Source organism: Lysinibacillus sp. FSL P2-0066, from assembly GCF_037969495.1.
Taxonomy (GTDB): Bacteria; Bacillota; Bacilli; order Bacillales_A; family Planococcaceae; genus Lysinibacillus; species Lysinibacillus boronitolerans.
Window position 1 is genome coordinate 245,977 of the sequence record NZ_CP150202.1, and the last position, 22,261, is coordinate 268,237.

The following is a 22,261-nucleotide window of genomic DNA, read 5'->3' on the forward strand; positions in this document are numbered from 1 at the left end:
CCTTTTAAAAATAAGGGTGTAGTATTATACAAGTCGCCAGGGTGACACGCTAAAACAAAGCAAAACATGAACCTTGAAAACTGAACAAGCAAAACGTAATCAATAAAGTTTTAAGTAGCTAGCTTTGCTAGTAAACGAAACACAATTTTGGACATCAAACATGATGCCAGCAAAACAATTTGAGCTAATCAAATTTCTTTTATGGAGAGTTTGATCCTGGCTCAGGACGAACGCTGGCGGCGTGCCTAATACATGCAAGTCGAGCGAACAGAGAAGGAGCTTGCTCCTTTGACGTTAGCGGCGGACGGGTGAGTAACACGTGGGCAACCTACCCTATAGTTTGGGATAACTCCGGGAAACCGGGGCTAATACCGAATAATCTCTTTTGCTTCATGGCAAGAGACTGAAAGACGGCATCTCGCTGTCGCTATAGGATGGGCCCGCGGCGCATTAGCTAGTTGGTGAGGTAACGGCTCACCAAGGCGACGATGCGTAGCCGACCTGAGAGGGTGATCGGCCACACTGGGACTGAGACACGGCCCAGACTCCTACGGGAGGCAGCAGTAGGGAATCTTCCACAATGGGCGAAAGCCTGATGGAGCAACGCCGCGTGAGTGAAGAAGGTTTTCGGATCGTAAAACTCTGTTGTAAGGGAAGAACAAGTACAGTAGTAACTGGCTGTACCTTGACGGTACCTTATTAGAAAGCCACGGCTAACTACGTGCCAGCAGCCGCGGTAATACGTAGGTGGCAAGCGTTGTCCGGAATTATTGGGCGTAAAGCGCGCGCAGGCGGTCCTTTAAGTCTGATGTGAAAGCCCACGGCTCAACCGTGGAGGGTCATTGGAAACTGGGGGACTTGAGTGCAGAAGAGGAAAGTGGAATTCCAAGTGTAGCGGTGAAATGCGTAGAGATTTGGAGGAACACCAGTGGCGAAGGCGACTTTCTGGTCTGTAACTGACGCTGAGGCGCGAAAGCGTGGGGAGCAAACAGGATTAGATACCCTGGTAGTCCACGCCGTAAACGATGAGTGCTAAGTGTTAGGGGGTTTCCGCCCCTTAGTGCTGCAGCTAACGCATTAAGCACTCCGCCTGGGGAGTACGGTCGCAAGACTGAAACTCAAAGGAATTGACGGGGGCCCGCACAAGCGGTGGAGCATGTGGTTTAATTCGAAGCAACGCGAAGAACCTTACCAGGTCTTGACATCCCGTTGACCACTGTAGAGATATAGTTTCCCCTTCGGGGGCAACGGTGACAGGTGGTGCATGGTTGTCGTCAGCTCGTGTCGTGAGATGTTGGGTTAAGTCCCGCAACGAGCGCAACCCTTGATCTTAGTTGCCATCATTTAGTTGGGCACTCTAAGGTGACTGCCGGTGACAAACCGGAGGAAGGTGGGGATGACGTCAAATCATCATGCCCCTTATGACCTGGGCTACACACGTGCTACAATGGACGATACAAACGGTTGCCAACTCGCGAGAGGGAGCTAATCCGATAAAGTCGTTCTCAGTTCGGATTGTAGGCTGCAACTCGCCTACATGAAGCCGGAATCGCTAGTAATCGCGGATCAGCATGCCGCGGTGAATACGTTCCCGGGCCTTGTACACACCGCCCGTCACACCACGAGAGTTTGTAACACCCGAAGTCGGTGAGGTAACCTTTTGGAGCCAGCCGCCGAAGGTGGGATAGATGATTGGGGTGAAGTCGTAACAAGGTAGCCGTATCGGAAGGTGCGGCTGGATCACCTCCTTTCTAAGGATTATTTCGGAATACAAACCTTGGGTTTGTAAGATTACGTTTTGCGTTCAGTTTTGAAGGTTCATTCTTTCTGAATGAAATACTTCAAAACTTGTTCTTTGAAAACTGGATAAAACGACATTGAAATTGTAACAAACACATTTATTTTTTAAGTTTTTTTATAGGCTTAATAACTTGGTTAAGTTATTAAGGGCGCACGGCGAATGCCTTGGCACTAGGAGCCGAAGAAGGACGGCACTAACACCGATATGCTTCGGGGAGCTGTAAGTGAGCTTTGATCCGGAGATTTCCGAATGGGGGAACCCACTACGTTTAATCGCGTAGTATCTTGACGTGAATACATAGCGTCTTGAAGGCAGACCCAGGGAACTGAAACATCTAAGTACCTGGAGGAAGAGAAAGAAAAATCGATTCCCTGAGTAGCGGCGAGCGAAACGGGAAGAGCCCAAACCAAGAGGCTTGCCTCTTGGGGTTGTAGGACACTCTATACGGAGTTACAAAAGAGCGAGTTAGATGAAGCGACTTGGAAAGGTCCGCCAGAGCAGGTAAAAGCCCTGTAGTCGAAAGTTCGTTCTCTCCTGAGTGGATCCTGAGTACGGCGGAACACGTGAAATTCCGTCGGAATCCGGGAGGACCATCTCCCAAGGCTAAATACTACCTAGTGACCGATAGTGAACCAGTACCGTGAGGGAAAGGTGAAAAGCACCCCGGAAGGGGAGTGAAAGAGATCCTGAAACCGTGTGCCTACAAGTAGTTAGAGCCCGTTAATGGGTGATAGCGTGCCTTTTGTAGAATGAACCGGCGAGTTACGATTACGTGCAAGGTTAAGCTTTAGAAGGCGGAGCCGCAGCGAAAGCGAGTCTGAATAGGGCGATGTAGTACGTGGTCGTAGACCCGAAACCAGGTGATCTACCCATGTCCAGGGTGAAGGTGAGGTAACACTTACTGGAGGCCCGAACCCACGCACGTTGAAAAGTGCGGGGATGAGGTGTGGGTAGCGGAGAAATTCCAATCGAACTTGGAGATAGCTGGTTCTCTCCGAAATAGCTTTAGGGCTAGCCTCGTGATGAGAATACTGGAGGTAGAGCACTGTTTGGACTAGGGGGCCATCCCGGTTTACCGAATTCAGACAAACTCCGAATGCCAGATATTTATACACGGGAGTCAGACTGCGAGTGATAAGATCCGTAGTCAAAAGGGAAACAGCCCAGACCACCAGCTAAGGTCCCAAAGTAATCGTTAAGTGGAAAAGGATGTGGCGTTGCACAGACAACCAGGATGTTGGCTTAGAAGCAGCCATCATTTAAAGAGTGCGTAATAGCTCACTGGTCGAGTGACGCTGCGCCGAAAATGTATCGGGGCTAAACGATTCACCGAAGCTGTGGATTGACATCTACGATGTCAGTGGTAGGAGAGCGTTCTAAGTGCGTTGAAGTCAGACCGGAAGGACTGGTGGAGCGCTTAGAAGTGAGAATGCCGGTATGAGTAGCGAAAGACGGGTGAGAATCCCGTCCACCGTATGACTAAGGTTTCCTGAGGAAGGCTCGTCCGCTCAGGGTTAGTCGGGACCTAAGCCGAGGCCGATAGGCGTAGGCGATGGACAACAGGTTGATATTCCTGTACCACCTCCTCACCGTTTGAGAAATGGGGGGACGCAGTAGGATAGGGTAAGCGCGCCGTTGGTTGTGCGCGTCCAAGCAGTAAGGCGTGTGTGTAGGCAAATCCGCACACTGTAACGTTGAGCTGTGATGGCGAGTCCGTATGGACGAAGTTCCTGATTTCACACTGCCAAGAAAAGCCTCTATCGAGGTGAGAGGTGCCCGTACCGCAAACCGACACAGGTAGTCGAGGAGAGAATCCTAAGGTGTGCGAGAGAACTCTCGTTAAGGAACTCGGCAAAATGACCCCGTAACTTCGGGAGAAGGGGTGCTCTTGAGCGTGCAAGCGCATGAGAGCCGCAGTGAATAGGCCCAGGCGACTGTTTAGCAAAAACACAGGTCTCTGCAAAACCGTAAGGTGACGTATAGGGGCTGACGCCTGCCCGGTGCTGGAAGGTTAAGAGGAGTGGTTAGCGCAAGCGAAGCTGCGAATTGAAGCCCCAGTAAACGGCGGCCGTAACTATAACGGTCCTAAGGTAGCGAAATTCCTTGTCGGGTAAGTTCCGACCCGCACGAAAGGCGTAACGATCTGGGCACTGTCTCAACGAGAGACTCGGTGAAATTATAGTACCTGTGAAGATGCAGGTTACCCGCGACAGGACGGAAAGACCCCGTGGAGCTTTACTGTAGCCTGATATTGAATTTTGGTACAACTTGTACAGGATAGGTAGGAGCCAGAGATCTCGGAGCGCCAGCTTCGAAGGAGGCGTCGGTGGGATACTACCCTGGTTGTATTGAAATTCTAACCCATGCCCCTTAGCGGGGCAGGAGACAGTGTCAGGCGGACAGTTTGACTGGGGCGGTCGCCTCCTAAAAGGTAACGGAGGCGCCCAAAGGTTCCCTCAGAATGGTTGGAAATCATTCGTAGAGTGTAAAGGCACAAGGGAGCTTGACTGCGAGACCTACAAGTCGAGCAGGGTCGAAAGACGGGCTTAGTGATCCGGTGGTTCCGCATGGAAGGGCCATCGCTCAACGGATAAAAGCTACCCCGGGGATAACAGGCTTATCTCCCCCAAGAGTCCACATCGACGGGGAGGTTTGGCACCTCGATGTCGGCTCATCGCATCCTGGGGCTGTAGTCGGTCCCAAGGGTTGGGCTGTTCGCCCATTAAAGCGGTACGCGAGCTGGGTTCAGAACGTCGTGAGACAGTTCGGTCCCTATCCGTCGTGGGCGTAGGAAATTTGAGAGGAGCTGTCCTTAGTACGAGAGGACCGGGATGGACACACCGCTGGTGTACCAGTTGTCTTGCCAAAGGCATCGCTGGGTAGCTATGTGTGGACGGGATAAGTGCTGAAAGCATCTAAGCATGAAGCCCCCCTCAAGATGAGATTTCCCATTACGCAAGTAAGTAAGATCCCTCAAAGACGATGAGGTAGATAGGTTCGAGGTGGAAGTGTGGTGACACATGGAGCTGACGAATACTAATCGATCGAGGACTTAACCAATATGTTTGAAGCATTCAATGTATCGTTTATCTAGTTTTGAAAGAATAAGTCTTTCAGCTGAATAAGTGAAGTGATGATGGCAAAGAGGTCACACCCGTTCCCATACCGAACACGGAAGTTAAGCTCTTTAGCGCCGATGGTAGTTGGGGGCTTCCCCCTGTGAGAGTAGGACGTCGCTTCGCTTATTTTTTGTGGAGGATTAGCTCAGCTGGGAGAGCACCTGCCTTACAAGCAGGGGGTCGGCGGTTCGAGCCCGTCATCCTCCACCATTTTGGTCCCGTGGTGTAGCGGTTAACATGCCTGCCTGTCACGCAGGAGATCGCCGGTTCGATCCCGGTCGGGACCGCCATTATTATTGCCGGTGTAGCTCAGTTGGTAGAGCAACTGACTTGTAATCAGTAGGTCGTGGGTTCGACTCCTATCGCCGGCACCATTCCCTTGGAGGGGTAGCGAAGTGGCTAAACGCGGCGGACTGTAAATCCGCTCCTTAGGGTTCGGCGGTTCGAATCCGTCCCCCTCCACCATTTTAGGGGCATAGTTCAACGGTAGAATAGAGGTCTCCAAAACCTTTGGTGTGGGTTCGATTCCTACTGCCCCTGCCAGGTATTGAGGTACTCGTTCATATACAGCTATTATAAATTTATATAGTGGCGATTGTGGCGAAGTGGTTAACGCATCGGATTGTGGTTCCGACATTCGTGGGTTCGATTCCCATCAGTCGCCCCATTTTAACATTGGGGTATAGCCAAGCGGTAAGGCAACGGATTTTGATTCCGTCATGCCTAGGTTCGAATCCTAGTACCCCAGCCATTTTTTCTTTTTTTATGAGCCATTAGCTCAGTTGGTAGAGCATCTGACTTTTAATCAGAGGGTCGAAGGTTCGAGTCCTTCATGGCTCATCATTTTTTAATTAATATGCGCCCGTAGCTCAATTGGATAGAGCGTCTGACTACGGATCAGAAGGTTATGGGTTCGACTCCTGTCGGGCGCGCCAATAAATTCATGTTTACGGAATGTAGCTCAGCTTGGTAGAGCACTTGGTTTGGGACCAAGGGGTCGTAGGTTCGAATCCTGTCATTCCGACCATCTTTCATGATTAATGGGGCCTTAGCTCAGCTGGGAGAGCGCCTGCCTTGCACGCAGGAGGTCAGCGGTTCGATACCGCTAGGCTCCACCATTTTAATATTTTTGGAGGTATACCCAAGTCTGGCTGAAGGGATCGGTCTTGAAAACCGACAGGCGGGTAACACCGCGCGGGGGTTCGAATCCCTCTACCTCCTCCATTTTCGGGTCAGTAGCTCAGTTGGTAGAGCATTAGATTGAAGCTCTAAGTGTCGGCGGTTCGATTCCGTCCTGACCCACCATTATTGCGGGTGTAGTTTAATGGTAAAACCTCAGCCTTCCAAGCTGATGTCGTGAGTTCGATTCTCATCACCCGCTCCAAAATGGGCCTATAGCTCAGCTGGTTAGAGCGCACGCCTGATAAGCGTGAGGTCGATGGTTCGAGTCCATTTAGGCCCATCATTATTCCGAAGTAGCTCAGTTGGTAGTAGCACCTGACTGTTAATCAGGTTGTCGCAGGTTCGAGTCCTGCCTTCGGAGCCACGGCCCGTTGGTCAAGTGGTTAAGACACCGCCCTTTCACGGCGGTAACACGGGTTCGAATCCCGTACGGGTCATCAAGCATGTAGCACAGATGTGTGTTACATGCTTTTTTCTATTCTCCTTTAATTCTATTCTCCTTTTTCATGTTGTTGAAAAAAGATCACTAGCAGAAAAAGACCTTTTAGCAAGGTAGAGGTAGATTTCCGTTCTGCCAGCTTCCTTTCCAGGCGGCGTCCGATGAGCCGCTTCACTCACTTACGTTCGCTCCAGGGTACATCTGTGACGCTAAATCCCCCTCGGCGTGACGCTGGCTCCTCTCCAATCAACCATTCTGCAAAGTGTCTTTCCTTTTTTCAAAGTAGCATAGCGATCAAAAAGCCCATTATCTGTATTCTCAGAGAGGATAAGCCCTTATCTTCAATGTGGAGAAGGGAATGAGTTACAACAGCCATCCATAAGTGAATACCTACAATTTATTTGTGTGGATAAATGAGGAAGACTACTTATTGCCGGGGTTAGTCAGACAGAGACTAGCCCCAGCGCGAAAGTAAAGCGTCAGCAGCATGTAAGTAGCCTAAAATGGAAAGACTTTTATCTTTCACAAAATTCTATTGATTGCTTTGCTGCAACACTATGAAGATTACATGATTAATGTAGTCTTTTTATAATAATTAGGATCTCTCTTACATTCTCTTACGAAAGTGAGTCTATAGAGTAAATTTGAACAAACTATTTCATATATAAAATATGTATGTTTTTTTAATTACTATTTTCATGGTGCTTGTTGTTTTGTTCCTCTAATATGAGGATAAGTGGAGGAATCGATATGAATATACAGGAGATACAGCAGTTTTTAAGTCTATACCAGACAGAACAAAATGAATCAGAACTTTGGTTAAAGAATAGATTACAGGCAGTTAAGGATGCAGGTGAATATCACCCAACAACAGAAGAGTTAGTTTTTGGTGCACGAGTGGCATGGCGTAATAGCAATAAATGTATCGGACGTCTGTTTTGGCAGTCACTCCACGTGGTAGATGCACGCGATGTTTTAGATGAAAAGGCTATTTTCCGAAAATTACTAGAACATATTGATTATGCGACAAATCATGGGAAAATCCGTCCAACAATAACAGTGTTTGCTTCAGATAGAGTACGGATTTGGAATCATCAACTAATTCGCTATGCAGGCTATGAAACAGAGGCAGGCGTTATTGGAGATTCGCAGTCCATTGAGTTTACAAAAGTATGTGAATCTCTAGGGTGGAAAGGCAAAGGAACAGCTTTTGATGTGCTACCACTCGTTATACAGGTAGATAGCCGGGCTCCCCAAGTGTTTGTAATTCCTGAAGAAAATATAGTAGAGGTTCCAATCCGCCATCCAGAGTCAATCGATGTGGAGAAATTAGGAATGAAGTGGTATGCTGTACCCATTATTTCGAGTATGCGTTTTCAAATGGCAGGAATTGACTTTCAAGCAGCCCCATTTAACGGATGGTATATGGGAACAGAAATCGGTGCACGCAATTTAGCAGATCATGAGCGCTATAACATGCTACCTGCTATTGCAGAAATTTTTAATCTAGATACAACTAAACAAGCATCACTTTGGCGTGATCGTGCATTAGTCGAACTTAATATTGCTGTTCTTCATTCATTTAAAGAAGATGGTGTGAGCATTGTTGATCATCATACAGCGGCTCAGCAGTTTAAATTGTTTGAGGAAGCAGAAAAAACAGCAGGAAGAGAAGTTACAGGCAACTGGACATGGTTAATCCCGCCACTTTCGCCTGCAACGACTCATATATTTCATAAACCCTATGTAAATATATATCATACACCAAATTATTTTTATCAAAAACCATGCTATTAGAGTAAAGGAACTGTTTACTTTCAATAGTTAATTATCCATTCGTTATACTTTCGATGAGAGAGGGCTTACTATGTTAGATCAGCAAATTCCCAATATCCCATGGAGACAATTGACAACACCTTATGGTAGAGGTACAGCTATTCCTCAGCTGATTGAACAGGAGCAATACACACAGCTAGCTGATTTAATTGAACATCAAGGTACACTGTGGCAGGTGACACCATGGGTTTTGCTTATTCTTTTAAAAAAGCTTAAAAGTAAAAAAATAGAGGATGTCTCCTTACAAGAATTACAGTTATATTTAGCTGTGGCACATGCTATTACGAAGGATTATCTAGACCCAACCAATACTGTTGAAAATATGCAGGAGCTATTAAAAGTCAACTATTTATGGAGAGAACATGAGGACAATGATGAGCAGGAGTGGGAGGAAGAAACGCCAAAGGGCTATGAGCAGCAAGCTTTTATAGGCTATTACTATTATAGTTATAAGCTCTTACAAGAAGCTGTTCCTATTTTTTCTGCTATAACAGCTCGTAATAATGAAGAATCAGATTACCTTGCTGAATTGCTAACATTACTCCAGCAACTCGACAATTAAGTAATGTGGAAACACTATATAGAAATAGAGCAGATGGAGGAAGTCGATCCACCTGCTTTATTTAATTTTAATGCACATATTCATCCTTAGAGGCTCTCATTGAGCAAAAGAAGAGTAACATTGCCACAACGACAAAGAGCCATCCCGCAATATTCCAGCCACCAAATAAATCATGCAAGAAGCCAAAAAGAATAGGACCGATTGCGGCAAATAAATAACCCAAAGATTGGGCAAAGCCTGATAAATCTGCTGCTTCAAATGCAGTACGAGTGCGGAGAGTGAAGAACATCATTGCTAGAGCGAATGAAGAACCACCTGCTAACCCTAGAAGAACCATCCATAGTACTCCAAGACTTGTCCATTCCATGACAACCCCAACAAAGCCTACTAAATAGAAGGAAGTAAACATCAATACAAGTGGGCGTTGAGAAGTCATTTTGCCTGCAATAATAGGCACTGCCAAGGCCATTGGTACTTGTGAGAATTGCATGATTGAAAACATCCAGCCAGCTTTATCAGGTGCTAAACCTTGAGCAATATAGATTTCAGGTATCCAAGCTGCTGTTGTGTAGAATAATAAAGACTGTAAACCCATTGCCCCTGTGACAGCCCAAGTAACAGGTGATTTCCACAGAGGTGTACTGGTCTTTTTAGATGTAGTAACTGGTTCCGGTTTATTTGACTTTAGTTGAGGTATCCAAATTAAGATTGTAACTAGAACAAGTATGAGTGCAATGGATAGCGCCCCTTGCCAGCCTAACGATGAATTAGCTATAGGATAGCTAATACCAGCACCAAGGCCAGCAGTAAAATTCATGGACATGGTGAAAAAGGCCATCAATAAACCAACATGATATGGAAATTTCAATTTTAATAATCCAGGAATTAATACATTTCCAAAAGAAATGGCTACGCCAATTAACACAGTACCCAATAGAAGTAATTCTGTTGTACCAAGTGAGCGTAGGACAATCCCTAAGGCCAAGAGAAAAGTGGATAAAAATAATGTTAGCTCGAGCCCTAATTTGCGTGCTACAACTGGCGCAAATGGAGATATAATAGCAAAAGCCAGCAATGGAATAGTTGTTAGAAAGCCTGCCAATACATTAGATATCCCTAGATCTTCACGGATAAAGGATATAATTGGGCCAACAACAGTTAGTGGCATTCGTAATGTAGAGGCTATAAAGATAACGCCAAAGACTAAAAGTAAGGTTGTTCCTTTCCAGCTAATTTTTTTACTTGGAAAACTAGTGGAATGATCATTTGTAGTCAAAATAAAATCCCCCCTAATAATAACCATTCTAATTGAACTACTATAACACTTTATCACACTATTAAAAATAGTAGAAGATTCATAAAATACAGAACATTTCCCGTTGTATTGAAATGTCTATGGTCTTATGTTAGTATAATAAACATCATAAATTTAATAATTATATGCCTCATGTTTGTATTGAGGTAGAGGTCGCGATATTTATAAGTATGCTAATTGAAATGACAAGCATTGATGAAATTAGCTGAAAGGAAATATTGCCGAAGTGTGAGGGGACTTGAAAACCTCATGCTGGGGCTGTCTCCGAAAGGAACAGAACTGTCACGTTTGCACAACGTGTTGAGCTATCATGTAAGAAAAACTGAGGATTAACGTAGCCATCACAGTGTATATGTGATGGCATTTTTTTGCCTCATAAATAGGAAGGAAGCTATATCGTGAGTGAAATAAAAGTAAATCAGTTCGGACATAAAGCACCGAAGCTGAAAAAAGAATTAAAAAGTCGTCATATCACAATGATTTCTTTAGGCGGTACAATTGGTACGGGGCTATTTTTAGCCAGTGGTGGTGCTATTGCTCAGGCAGGACCTGGAGGAGCATTGCTTGCCTATGCTTTAATCGGTATTATGGTGTATTTTTTAATGACAAGCTTAGGGGAAATGGCTGCTTATATGCCATCATCAGGTTCATTTAGTACGTATGCAACCAAATTTGTAGATCCCGCTTTGGGCTTTGCATTAGGCTGGAACTACTGGTATAACTGGGCAATCACCATTGCTGCAGAAATTGCTGCTGTATCATTAATTATGAAATATTGGTTTCCAGATAGCTCATCAGCACTTTGGACAGTATTATTTATTGCTGTTGTACTGACGTTTAATTTACTATCCGTAAAAAGTTATGGTGAAAGTGAATATTGGTTTGCCATGATTAAAGTAGCAACGGTCATTGTTTTTATTATCATTAGCTTACTAATGATTTTTGGTATTTTAGGTGGGCAGGCTCCTGTAGGTTTCACTAATTTCTTTATTAGTGATGGGCCATTCCATGGTGGCTTCCTTGCCACATTTGGTATTTTCCTAGCAGCTGGATTTTCATTCCAAGGAACAGAATTACTTGGAATTACAGCAGGTGAAACAGATGATCCTGGTAAAAATATTCCGAAGGCTGTTAAATCTGTATTTTGGCGTATTATTTTGTTTTATATTTTAGCGATTGGTGCAATTGGGATGTTGATTCCATTCACAGATGAACGTTTATTATCAGAAGATATCGCAGTCTCACCGTTTACACTAGTGTTTGACCGCCTAGGTATTGCCTTTGCTGCTTCATTAATGAATGCCATTATTTTAACGGCTATGCTGTCAGCAGGAAATTCAGGACTATACGCATCTTCTCGTATGCTATGGCAATTAGCAGTGGATGGACATGCACCTAAATTTTTCTCAAAGCTAAGTCGTCGAGGTATTCCGATTTATGCACTTATGGCAACATTAGCTGTAGGCTGTTTAGCATTTTTGGCATCCTTCTTTGGTGATGGAGTGGTTTATATCTGGCTATTAAATGCTTCTGGAATGTCTGGCTTTATTGCATGGCTAGGTATTGCATTTAGTCATTATCGTTTCCGCCGAGCGTTTGATGCACAGGGCTTAGATCCAAAGTTATTACCTTATAAAGCTAAATTATATCCATTTGGACCATTATTTGCTTTTACTGTTTGTATGATCGTAGTCATTGGACAAAATTACACAGCCTTTACAGGTGAAAAAATAGATTGGTACGGTATCCTTGTTTCGTATATTGGGATTCCACTATTTTTAGCATTATGGTTGGGCTATAAAATAAAGCACAAAACAAAAATGCTTCCACTTAAAGATTGTGATTTAAAAGTTGAAGATTAATTAATAGAGCTGTTCTGTAAACCAAAAAGTGATGGTTTATAGGGCAGCTTTTTTTTAACACTCATGAACAAAATCTCTCCAATTAAACATCATAAATATGGTAATGTAATATACATATGGAAATTGGGTTTTAGTAGGAGAGGTGCATGATAATGCAAAAGCATATTTTACTGGTAGAAGACGATGAAGCCATTCGTGAAATGGTTGAAAATTATTTAACTATGGAAGGTTTCAATGTCACAACCGCGATCAATGGTGAAGAGGCATTACAAAATTGTTTGCAAAATACCTTTGATTTGGTCATCTTAGATATTATGATTCCTAAACTAAATGGATTGGAAGTATTAAAGATTATTCGAGAGCAGGCAGCACTTCCTATCATTATTATGTCTGCCAAAGACAGTGATGTTGATAAAGCACTAGGCTTAGGATTAGGGGCAGATGATTATATTGCTAAACCTTTTTCTATGCTAGAATTTTCAGCCCGTGTTAAGGCTGTTATCAGAAGAGCTACGAAATACTCCAGTCAAGCTGAACAAAAGCAAGAGGTCCTAGAAATCGATAATTTAAAGATAGATATCGTTAATTTCTCAATAGCAAAGAGTGGACAAGAGATAAAGCTAACATCAAAGGAATTTTCCATTTTAAAATTGTTTGTGACAAATCGTCACAGGGTTTTTACCAAAGAGCAAATTTATCAGATGATATGGAAAGATGCCTATTATGGAGATGAAAATATTATAAATGTACATATCAGAAGACTACGTGAAAAAATAGAAGATGATCCATCAAATCCTCAATATATTAAAACTCTATGGGGAATTGGCTATAAGTTTGAGGGTTAAAAATATGATGATATTTCTATTATTAATAATTGTATTGCTAATCGGGATTCTCACTTTTCAATGGAAAGTCAAGAAGGAACAAGATCGCGCTATCCAATACATTCATAGTAAACTACACGTAATTGTAAATGAACAGACGTATGAAAAGATTCTAGTTACAACTACAAATTCAGAAATTCAACAGTTACTTGTTACAATGAATGCTTTGCTAGATCAGCATCAAAAAATCCAGGCTACTCATCGTAAAATGGAAAATTCCATGAAAAAGATGTTGGCCAATATTTCGCATGATCTTAAAACACCTTTAACAGTTGTACTTGGCTATATTGAAATGCTTCAACTTCAAAATGCGATGAGTGACGAGGAACGCCAACGATTACTTACAGGTGTACATGCTAAAACATTAGAAGTGTTAAAAATTATCCATACATTTTTTGACTTGGCGAAATTAGAGGCTGGAGATACAGATTACCCAATCACTAAAATCAATGTCAGTGAAATATGCCGTAAAAATATTTTGTCTTTTTACGATCTGGTTACTTCAATGGGATTAGCTATTAATATTGATATTCCTGCAAGCCCCATGTATGCACTTGGTAATGAAGAAGCATTAAATAGGGTGCTAAACAATCTACTGTCTAATGCTATTGCATATGGAGCAGACGGCAATGTAATTGGAATTACCGTAAGAAATGAAGAAGCCAATATTGATATTGATGTGTGGGATTGTGGCAAGGGTATTGATGAATATCATATCGATAGCGTATTTGAAAGGATGTATACACTTGAGGATTCTCGCAATAAATCTTTTCAAGGCAGTGGTTTGGGACTAACGATTACAAAGCGACTAGTAGAAATAATGAATGGCTCCATCCGGTTATCGAGTATTCCTAATGAAAAAACTACTTTTACCATTTCGCTAAAACGAATGATGTATTGAATCCATTGTGCTTGTAGAGCTTTAATGCTTTGCAGGCTTTTTTACTTAAGAAATTTGTAAGAATGCAGTAATAAAATAGAGAGTTTCATTTTTTATAATGAATCTAGTCACAATTGAGGGAGAGAATTACATGACATACATTGTAAAAACAAATCAGCTTACGAAAGTTTACGATGGAAAAGAAGTTGTTTCAGCTGTCAATATGAACGTTAAGAAGGGGGAGATTTATGGATTTTTAGGACCCAATGGTGCAGGTAAAACCACTGTTATGAAGATGCTAACTAATCTAACGAAGCCTACTAGTGGGGATGTAGAAATTTTAGGGGAGAAATTGACAGACAAATCCTATGAATTACTAAAAAGAATGGGAACAATTATTGAATATCCTATTTTCTATGAAAAATTAACGGCTAGTGAGACCCTGGAATTACATTGTGAATACATGGGTTATTATGATAAGAAAGAAATTGCACATGTTCTTAATTTAGTAAAGTTAACGAATACAGAGAATAAGCAGGTTAAAGATTTTTCTCTTGGGATGAAACAGAGATTAGGCATCGCAAGAGCCATCATTACAAAGCCAGAGTTACTTATATTAGATGAACCAATTAATGGATTGGACCCAGTTGGGATAAAGGAGTTAAGAGAGCTTTTCAAGATGCTTTGTAAGGAGTATGGCATAACAATTATTATTTCAAGTCATATTCTGGCTGAAATAGAACAATTAGTCGATACAATAGGAGTTATTAAGAATGGAAGACTCATCACAGAGGTAGCGATGGACACTATAAACCGTGATCAGGTCAATTATACAGAAGTAATCGTAAGTGACGGAAAAAAGGCAGCATTTATAATTGAAAGTGAATTAAAAATTACCAATTTTAAGCTAATGGATGATAACTCTATACGTATATACGACTCAACCGTATCTCAGCAAAATCTATCGAGAGCATTAATTGAACATGACGTTGAGATTGAGGAAATTAGCAAAAAAACAAGTTCATTAGAGGATTATTTCTTAAAGCTAATTAATGGAGGCGTTGTTCATGCTTAATTTAATGCGTTTAGAAATGAAAAAGTTTCATTTAGGATCATATGTTAGAGGAGCTATCATTGCTAATTTAGTCATTCTCGGGTTTCTGTTTATGATTTTATTTATTTCTAAAGTAGAAGGGGATCCAGGGCTAGAAAATTACGAGGTTGCTTTAAGTGTCATTGATTCATTTGTAAGAGCAGTTTTTATTATTTTTGCTTCTACGTTAATAGCTAAGTTAATCATCGGAGAATATAAATTTAAAACCATTACATTAGCCTTTATGTATCCCATAAGTAGAAAGAAATTAATGGTCGCAAAGTTAGCCATTGTCATGCTATTTACTTTCAGTATGATCATTATCTCCAATGCTCTTATTACAACCATTTTTTGTGTCATAAGCGATCAATATGAACTAATTCCAGATGTACTATCAAGTTCTTTAATTATCCAGCATATACCCTCTGTATTGATGAACGCGATAGCTGCCTCAGGCATAGCTTTAATCCCATTGTATTTTGGGATGAGAAAATACTCTATACCGACAACTATCATTTCATCTATTATAATTGTGTCTGTAACTTCGTCCAATTCAGGTAACTTTACTTTAAACGATATTATTATTATTCCAATTACTTTAGCCATCGTGGGTCTGGGTATTGCTTATTTAGCTATACGGAATATTGAGAAGGTAGATGTTTAAAAAATACCAGGTACTCATGCTTAAGAGTACCTGGCTTTATTATTAGGAAAATATTGTTTCCCACAGTAAGTAGATATTCAATGCCACAACGATGACGACTACAAACCAACCTAAAACCGTTGTAATCCGATGATTGACTAAACTGCCCATGATGTCCCGTTTGCTTGTAAACATGACAAGTGGAACAAGGGCAAATGCAATACCAAAAGATAACACAACCTGACTTAGAACGAGAGCATAGGTTGCGTTTACCCCTGATGCAATAATGACTAGTGGAGGCACCATAGTAATCGCCCTACGTAAATATAGTGGTATTTTTCTTTGAATAAATCCTTGCATGACTACATCACCTGCTAAAGTTCCCACAGAGGAGCTAGCTAGCCCTGCAATGAGTAAACCTAAGCCAAAGGAAATAGCCGCCATTGGGCCAAGTGCCTCTTTTAAGCCATTATAGGCTACATCTAAATCTTCTACTACCAAGCCTTGGGTATGGAATACTGCTGCGGCAATTATAAGCATGCTCATATTGATGGCACCAGCAATAATCATAGCAATGATTATATCGATAAATTCAAAACGGAAAATACGTTTTTTTTCAGCCTCATTACGACCAATAATACGACTTTGTGTTAAAGAAGAATGTAAGTAAATAGCATGAGGCATAACGGTTGCTCCTAAAATACCTGTTGCTAATAATAGTGATTCTACCCCTTCAAAGTGTGGCGTGAACATGCCAATCGCTACATCGCCCCATGTGGGCTGTGCTAAAAATGTTTGGAAGGCAAATGCCAATACAACAATTAAAACCATACCAGAAATACCGGCTTCAAAGGCTCTAAATCCTCTTCTTTGTAACTCTAAAATAGCGAACGAGCCCACTGCTGTAATTAATGCGGCGGGAAGCATTGGGATATTGAATAGTAAATAAAGCCCTAATGCTGCTCCGATAAATTCCGCCAGGTCAGTGGCAATGATGACCAATTCTGCCTGTATCCATAAAAAGATAGATGTTTTTTTAGAAAAATGCTCGCGAGCGACTTCAGGTAAATTTTTTCCTGTTGCAATCCCAAGCTTGGCAGATAGGGATTGAATTAACACGGCCATTAAATTAGAAAAGGCTATAACCCAAAGTAGCAGGTAGCCGTATTGAGATCCTGCTGTAATATTTGTAGCAAAATTGCCAGGATCGATGTAGGCGACTGCTGCAATGAAAGCAGGTCCTAAAAATGGCAAAAATCTTCGCCAACCTTTTATATCTCCATCTAAAACCGCCTCTGCAGACGATTTTGTGACTCGTTTGTAAACCATATTGTTCCCTCGTTTCAAAAAGTATCATTAATGAAATAAAGTTTCCTATAGGAAAATAAGATATTAGTATTCTAACGCTAGGAATAAAAAAAGTGAAGTGGTTTGCTTTATCTTTCTAAAATAAGTATGCTCTTTTGGATGATGTGAATGAGTAGAAAAATCAAATTGCAGGAAAAATTAAAAATATATAGAACTAATGAATGGAGAAAGGAGACAAGATGATGGACATGGTATGGGTAAAATCAAAAGTAACAATTCCACGTACAGTGCCAGATGCATTAGAGAGGAAGAAATTATTTTCTATTTTATCTAACAATAGAATGAAGAAACTAACCATAATAAAGGCACCAGCAGGATATGGCAAAACGACACTCTTAAGCCTATGGTTGAAGCATATTGATGAATCGGTAGCATGGTTTACAATCGATCAAAATGACAATGATCCTGTGCGGTTTTTAAGGTACTTAATACATACATTATCTTTTAGCATATTGAATGAAGAGCAAAAGTTAAACAATATACTAGATGAAATAACCTCTTTTGAAACAATTGTAGATACACTGTTAAACGATTTGGATACATATAAAGGAAATATTCATATTGTTTTTGATAATTTTCAAGAAATCCACACCCCTCAAATTTATCAAATTTTAAACCGACTTATTGAATATTTACCAGCCAATGTACGGATATATATAATAACCCGAACTAATTTAGAACTTCCACTAGCAAAATGGCGTGTTAAAGGTTGGATACTAGAAGTGGGGGTGGGTCAATTATCTTTTGATTTAGAAGAGCTACAATCTTTCTTCACATCTGTTACAAATGATGAACAGAAGGATGTGCTGAAGCCTTTACTAAAGACAACAGAGGGCTGGATAGCAGGTATCCAACTGATAAAGCTATCAACAGGTGGAATGATAGATAATCTAAGTAGTGAAGAAATTTTAGCCAAAGCTAGTTCATATATTCATGAGTACTTCATGCAAGAAATTCTCTTAATATTACCTCAAGAATTGCAGGATTTTCTACTACGAACTTCCATTTTAAACTACCTAGAGCCGAGTGTTTGTACATCTGTAACAAACGAATTAAATAGTTTAACTATATTCTCAGAGCTGGAGAAAAATTGTTTGTTTATTGAACAAGTACAAGCACATCCGCCTGTTTATCGTTACCATACTTTATTTAGGCATGCCCTACAGGTAGAATTTCACAGGCAACAATCCTATGAAATGATTGCCTCTATATATTACGAGGTAGCCACTAATTTATGCCAAAGAGAAGACTATGTTGCAGCAATTGAGCTTGCCCTAAATGGCGAATTATATGAGCTTGCACATGAATGGATACAAAAATATTTAGTTGAAATATTTGCCGAGGGACATACTCTATTATTTGGGCAGTGGATACAAAAATTAAGGAATGCTCAGTTTCCAGTAGATATTAATTTGCTTGTCTTATATATTACTACACTGTTTTCAACCCATGAAATGGATCAGGCGAAGAAAATTATAGAGGAACTACTTTTTAAACAAAATAAATTGAAATGGATGGATGGTTTTCAATTTATTGCTGTATCAAAAATCTTCGAAATTATGAATGCTTATATAGGTTATATGGAAGATGGAGATCTTGAAAAAGCAAAAGTAGGTTTACAAACACGCGTAAATGTAAGAAAAAATAAGTCATCTTTATATCATATATCTTTAAAATATAATCAATTTGAGCCTAGAATTTTACGTACCTTTGTGGGAGCGCGAGGAAAATTCTTACCAGTGGGAAAAATGGAAGAACTGATTCACGTGTTGAATGAAAGTGAAATAAAGGAGCGAAATATTACAGGAGTTACCTATGGATTACTAGCTGAAATATTGTATGAGATAAATGATTTAGATAGGGCAAGTAAAGAGTTAGAAATCGGTTTACAATATGGTTTACGTTTTCAAGATCCAGGATTATTTATACCAATGTACTTGTTAAAGGCTCGTATTTATATGACTAAAAAACAATTTGAAGAAGCACATATGGTATTGATTGAAGCTATGAAGGAAACCGATAAACCTTATTGGGTCGGTATGCTCTATATTATGAAAGCACAATCTTATTTATTGGAAGGTAATATTTCATATGCGCAACAGGAGTTTTTTAGAGTGACAGATTTTATCAATTATAGAATTGCATCAAGAAATCCCTTTTATTTATTAGTTCAAGGTAAAATCCTATATGCCAACAATCAACTAGAGGAAGCATTGCAAATTGCTATTCGTTTAAAAGAAGGGGCAATTCAGGAGAAGCAAATTGTTACGCTTATTGAAGCGGGTCTGCTAGAAGCCATTTGTCATTTTTCGCTTGGGAAAGAGGATTTCGCTTTAACAGGATTACACGCTGCCCTTGAACATGGAGTTTTATATGGTTATTATCGTACATTTATAGAAGAGGATTCTATCTGGCCATTACTAAATAAATACTGGCGTATACGTCAGCATAGTAAGGGAGATACATTTAAGTCAGTGCCATTAGCATATGTAAATAAACTATTACAGAATGATAGCTCAGAAGATGAGTTTTTCGCTAACTTTACTGCAAGAGAAAAAGATGTTCTACAATTACTCGCAGAAGGTGCTTCTAATAATGAGATTGCTCATCAATTACAGCTGACAGAGGGAACTATTCGCGTCTATTTGACGGAAATTTACAGTAAAATAGGTGTGAGATCCCGTACCAAGGCCATTTTATGGGCGAAAGAATGGCTAGGCTTTTAAAGTTGTTAAAGAGAAAGGAGGTTTAAATGATGCCAAATATTTTATTAGCCTCAAAAACAACCGTACCCCAAACGGGCAAGCAAATTATTGAAAGAGAACGATTAAATGCCATTCTACATCAGTCAACAGCGAAACTTATAGTAGTGCAAGCGCCAGCAGGGTATGGTAAAACCACTTTGTTAAGTAGTTGGTTTCAGCAACTTGAAACGACAGTTGCATGGTATACAGTGGACCAAACAGATAATGATCCAATTCGTTATTGGAAGTATTTAATTCATGCTATTGGTCACTCCTTGCAGCAAGAAGCTTCCTCACGTATTGATTCTATACTCCATGCTCAACCACAGTTGCCTTTAGAATATTTAGTGGACGCTCTATTAAACGAATTATCGCTATCTACTGAAAAGGTTCATATTATGATTGATGATTATCATCATATTTTTAATGTTACCATCCATCAAACGATGACCCGCCTCATTGATTTCTTACCTGAACACTGCTTTATTTATTTGACTAGTAGATCAACTATTTCATTACCTATTGCAAAGTGGAGATTAAACCATTGCTTGCTTGAAATTGGCATGGAGCATCTACTTTTTACGTATGAAGAGGCAAAAGAATTTTATAAAAATTTAAATAAACAGCTAAAGGCAAAGGAGCTTCAAAAGGTTTTTGAGATAACAGAGGGTTGGGCTACAGGGTTACAATTAACCAATTTAGCAGGTTTCCACAATGTAGATGACAAAGAGTTTGGAGAAAGTAATTCAAATGTGATTCACTATTTAATGAATGAGGTATTTTCAAAACTAGCACCACCTCTCCAAACCTTTCTACTTTATACTTCGCTTTTGGAACAATTAACCGCAGATACATGTAATGTCCTAACAAACCGTACTGATGCTCAACTAGTATTATTAGAGCTTGATCAACAAGGACTATTTATTAGCAGAGTAGAAGCAAAAGAGCAGGTTTTTCGATATCATAATTTATTTAGAGAAGCATTGCGTCAAGAATTGAGCAATCGTTTTACCCAGCATGATATTTTAAATTTATATGAAAAAGCAGCTGTTGCTTTATATAATAATGGGAGTTTTTTATCTGCAATAGAGCTTGCTTTAAGCGGCAACGTGTTTATTTATGCTGAACAATGGATTCAGGAGCATCTTGTAACATTCCTTTCCTGTGGTCATTCCACATCCTATGTAAATTGGATTGATACTTTTTTGACGAATGGCTATGAGGTACACCCAGAATTGATGGTAATGTATGCCTATACACTCGCAGCATTCCACAATTTAGAAGATGCTTATCAGACGATACTAGACCTAGAACAAAAGCATGGGTCCAATCAATGGATGAATAAAAGTGAATATGCATCCGCTGTCGATGATTTTCTAGGTGTGAAAGCCTATGTCTTTGTCATGAAAAATGGAGATCTTTCACAAGCTGGGGAATATATTCGACAAAGGCTGGAGAGAAATCCTGTCGGGTCCAAATGGGACGCAATTTTTATACAATATAATCAAACAGAGCCTATGTTGTTTAGAACAAATATTGGCTCTCGAGGAAAATTACTTTCAGATGAACAGGCTATGTCTTTTTTCGCTAAGTTTAGAACAGGGGAATTCAAAAACTTAAGTATGACGGGCTATAGTTATGGCATGCGTGCAGAAAAATTATATGAGTGGAACCAATTTGATGAGCTACCAATAGAATTAGAGGAAGCTTTACGTTCTGGACATCAATTTCAAGATGCAGGATTGTTAGTACCGATGTACATTCTGAAAAGCAAAATAGCTGTGTTAGAAGAGCAGTATATTGTTGCTCAAGGTGTTTTAGATCATGCAATTGAAACGGTCAACGAACGTTATTGGATTGATAGTATAAGAGTAATGAAGGCACTTTTATTTTTACGTGAAGACAATATTGTCCAAGCAAAACAGGAGTTAGCCAAGATCGAAGAAAATGTGTATAGGGATTCTCCATTTTATTTACTAGTAAAAGCACGCTATTTACTCATGAAAGGGCATCTACTAGAAGCACAGCAATTGATTATACAGGTGCAATTACAGGCACAACAACAAGAACAGCTATCTACTCGTATAGAAGCTACAATTTTATTAGCCATATGTTTGGCGGAGCAAGAACAAGCAGAAGAGGCGTTGAGGACGTTACATCAAGCATTGAAATTAGCTGAACCTTATAACTATATAAGAACCTTTTTAGATGAGAATAAAATTATTCCCCTTATAAGGGACTATATTGATTTTCGCCGGAAGTGTGCTAAAGATGACTGGGATGAGGTAACCCTTGGCTATGCTTATCGATTGCTAGATTATGTTCAAGAACTAACACCAGTATTAGAAGCTCTTTCTGCTCGTGAACAAGAAATATTTTCACTACTTTCAGAAGGCGCTTCTAATAAGGAAATAGCAGAGCAACTATTTTTGTCTGAAGGGACCATACGCGTGTATCTTTCGGGAATTTACAATAAACTAGGAGTAAAAAATCGAGCCCAAGCATTATTATTAAAACAATCTAAATAAAACAA

General features: G+C 40.5%; 11 protein-coding genes, 17 tRNA genes, 3 rRNA genes and 1 riboswitch. Of the genes, 29 read left to right on the forward strand and 2 right to left on the reverse strand.

Annotated elements, in window-relative coordinates; genetic code table 11:
- Nucleotides 1-198 precede the first annotated feature (198 nt).
- The 22 genes from MKZ14_RS01190 to MKZ14_RS01295 all read left to right on the forward strand — a co-directional run bounded on the left by MKZ14_RS01190 (nt 199) and on the right by MKZ14_RS01295 (nt 8,939).
- A 16S ribosomal RNA gene (locus MKZ14_RS01190) occupies nt 199-1,751 on the forward strand.
- 182 nt (nt 1,752-1,933) lie between these two features.
- Nucleotides 1,934-4,861, forward strand: a 23S ribosomal RNA gene (locus tag MKZ14_RS01195).
- A 66-nt stretch (nt 4,862-4,927) separates the two neighbouring features.
- Nucleotides 4,928-5,043: ribosomal RNA gene (gene rrf / locus MKZ14_RS01200) — 5S ribosomal RNA — on the forward strand.
- The 16S, 23S and 5S rRNA genes sit together here with 17 tRNA genes alongside, the layout of an rRNA operon.
- Nucleotides 5,044-5,054: 11 nt before the next feature.
- Nucleotides 5,055-5,130: transfer RNA gene (locus MKZ14_RS01205), tRNA-Val, on the forward strand.
- 4 nt (nt 5,131-5,134) lie between these two features.
- Nucleotides 5,135-5,210: transfer RNA gene (locus MKZ14_RS01210), tRNA-Asp, on the forward strand.
- Between the two features lie 8 nt (nt 5,211-5,218).
- Nucleotides 5,219-5,294, forward strand: a tRNA-Thr gene (locus tag MKZ14_RS01215).
- A gap of 7 nt (nt 5,295-5,301) precedes the next feature.
- Nucleotides 5,302-5,385: transfer RNA gene (locus MKZ14_RS01220), tRNA-Tyr, on the forward strand.
- 4 nt (nt 5,386-5,389) lie between these two features.
- Nucleotides 5,390-5,463, forward strand: a tRNA-Trp gene (locus tag MKZ14_RS01225).
- Nucleotides 5,464-5,511: 48 nt separating this feature from the next.
- Nucleotides 5,512-5,587, forward strand: a tRNA-His gene (locus tag MKZ14_RS01230).
- Nucleotides 5,588-5,596: 9 nt separating this feature from the next.
- Nucleotides 5,597-5,671 (forward strand) — tRNA-Gln (locus MKZ14_RS01235).
- Nucleotides 5,672-5,687: 16 nt separating this feature from the next.
- Nucleotides 5,688-5,760 (forward strand) — tRNA-Lys (locus MKZ14_RS01240).
- A gap of 18 nt (nt 5,761-5,778) precedes the next feature.
- Nucleotides 5,779-5,855 (forward strand) — tRNA-Arg (locus MKZ14_RS01245).
- A 15-nt stretch (nt 5,856-5,870) separates the two neighbouring features.
- Nucleotides 5,871-5,947 (forward strand) — tRNA-Pro (locus tag MKZ14_RS01250).
- Between the two features lie 15 nt (nt 5,948-5,962).
- Nucleotides 5,963-6,038 (forward strand) — tRNA-Ala (locus MKZ14_RS01255).
- Between the two features lie 13 nt (nt 6,039-6,051).
- A tRNA-Ser gene (locus tag MKZ14_RS01260) sits at nt 6,052-6,144 on the forward strand.
- A 5-nt stretch (nt 6,145-6,149) separates the two neighbouring features.
- Nucleotides 6,150-6,225, forward strand: a tRNA-Phe gene (locus tag MKZ14_RS01265).
- 5 nt (nt 6,226-6,230) lie between these two features.
- Nucleotides 6,231-6,304 (forward strand) — tRNA-Gly (locus MKZ14_RS01270).
- Nucleotides 6,305-6,308: 4 nt separating this feature from the next.
- A tRNA-Ile gene (locus tag MKZ14_RS01275) sits at nt 6,309-6,382 on the forward strand.
- Nucleotides 6,383-6,389: 7 nt separating this feature from the next.
- A tRNA-Asn gene (locus MKZ14_RS01280) sits at nt 6,390-6,466 on the forward strand.
- Between the two features lies 1 nt (nt 6,467).
- Nucleotides 6,468-6,539 (forward strand) — tRNA-Glu (locus MKZ14_RS01285).
- A gap of 752 nt (nt 6,540-7,291) precedes the next feature.
- Nucleotides 7,292-8,338 carry a nitric oxide synthase oxygenase gene (locus MKZ14_RS01290; protein WP_036075000.1) on the forward strand — a complete coding sequence of 349 codons (1,047 nt, stop codon included), beginning with the start codon at nt 7,292-7,294 and terminating at the stop codon, nt 8,336-8,338.
- Between the two features lie 70 nt (nt 8,339-8,408).
- Nucleotides 8,409-8,939, forward strand: coding sequence for a hypothetical protein (locus tag MKZ14_RS01295; RefSeq protein WP_339280585.1), 531 nt, complete (start codon nt 8,409-8,411; stop codon nt 8,937-8,939).
- 67 nt (nt 8,940-9,006) lie between these two features.
- Here the strand turns inward: MKZ14_RS01295 and MKZ14_RS01300 are convergent, their stop codons facing one another.
- A complete protein-coding gene (locus MKZ14_RS01300; protein ID WP_333006837.1) occupies nt 9,007-10,215 on the reverse strand; it encodes an MFS transporter in 1,209 nt (402 codons plus the stop codon).
- A gap of 178 nt (nt 10,216-10,393) precedes the next feature.
- A riboswitch (Lysine riboswitch) is annotated at nt 10,394-10,570 on the forward strand.
- 82 nt (nt 10,571-10,652) lie between these two features.
- Between MKZ14_RS01300 and MKZ14_RS01305 the strand changes: the two genes are divergently transcribed.
- The 5 genes from MKZ14_RS01305 (at nt 10,653) to MKZ14_RS01325 (ending at nt 15,637) form a co-directional block, all read left to right on the forward strand.
- A complete protein-coding gene (locus MKZ14_RS01305) occupies nt 10,653-12,116 on the forward strand; it encodes an amino acid permease (RefSeq protein WP_333006836.1) in 1,464 nt (487 codons plus the stop codon).
- 152 nt (nt 12,117-12,268) lie between these two features.
- Nucleotides 12,269-12,961 (forward strand): response regulator transcription factor, encoded by a 693-nt coding sequence (locus MKZ14_RS01310; protein WP_312125650.1) that lies wholly within the window; start codon nt 12,269-12,271, stop codon nt 12,959-12,961.
- Between the two features lie 4 nt (nt 12,962-12,965).
- The gene (locus tag MKZ14_RS01315) at nt 12,966-13,901 is read left to right on the forward strand and encodes a sensor histidine kinase (protein ID WP_036074991.1); all 936 of its coding nucleotides are present in this window, start codon (nt 12,966-12,968) and stop codon (nt 13,899-13,901) included.
- 130 nt (nt 13,902-14,031) lie between these two features.
- On the forward strand, nt 14,032-14,955 hold the full coding sequence (locus tag MKZ14_RS01320; protein WP_036074989.1) for an ABC transporter ATP-binding protein: 924 nt from the start codon (nt 14,032-14,034) through the stop codon (nt 14,953-14,955).
- Entirely contained in the window at nt 14,948-15,637 is a 690-nt protein-coding gene (locus MKZ14_RS01325; RefSeq protein ID WP_333006834.1) for an ABC transporter permease, read from the forward strand. The genes MKZ14_RS01320 and MKZ14_RS01325 overlap by 8 nt, the downstream gene beginning before the upstream one ends.
- A 42-nt stretch (nt 15,638-15,679) precedes the next feature.
- On the opposite strand, the gene MKZ14_RS01330 is transcribed toward MKZ14_RS01325, so the two are convergent.
- A complete protein-coding gene (locus MKZ14_RS01330; RefSeq protein WP_016994504.1) occupies nt 15,680-16,945 on the reverse strand; it encodes an Nramp family divalent metal transporter in 1,266 nt (421 codons plus the stop codon).
- Between the two features lie 221 nt (nt 16,946-17,166).
- Here MKZ14_RS01330 and MKZ14_RS01335 point away from each other — a divergent pair, with 221 nt between their 5' ends.
- Both MKZ14_RS01335 and MKZ14_RS01340 read left to right on the forward strand, forming a co-directional pair.
- A complete protein-coding gene (locus tag MKZ14_RS01335; RefSeq protein ID WP_333006833.1) occupies nt 17,167-19,710 on the forward strand; it encodes a LuxR C-terminal-related transcriptional regulator in 2,544 nt (847 codons plus the stop codon).
- Between the two features lie 29 nt (nt 19,711-19,739).
- Entirely contained in the window at nt 19,740-22,256 is a 2,517-nt protein-coding gene (locus MKZ14_RS01340) for a LuxR C-terminal-related transcriptional regulator (protein WP_333006832.1), read from the forward strand.
- The last annotated feature ends 5 nt before the right edge of the window (nt 22,257-22,261 follow it).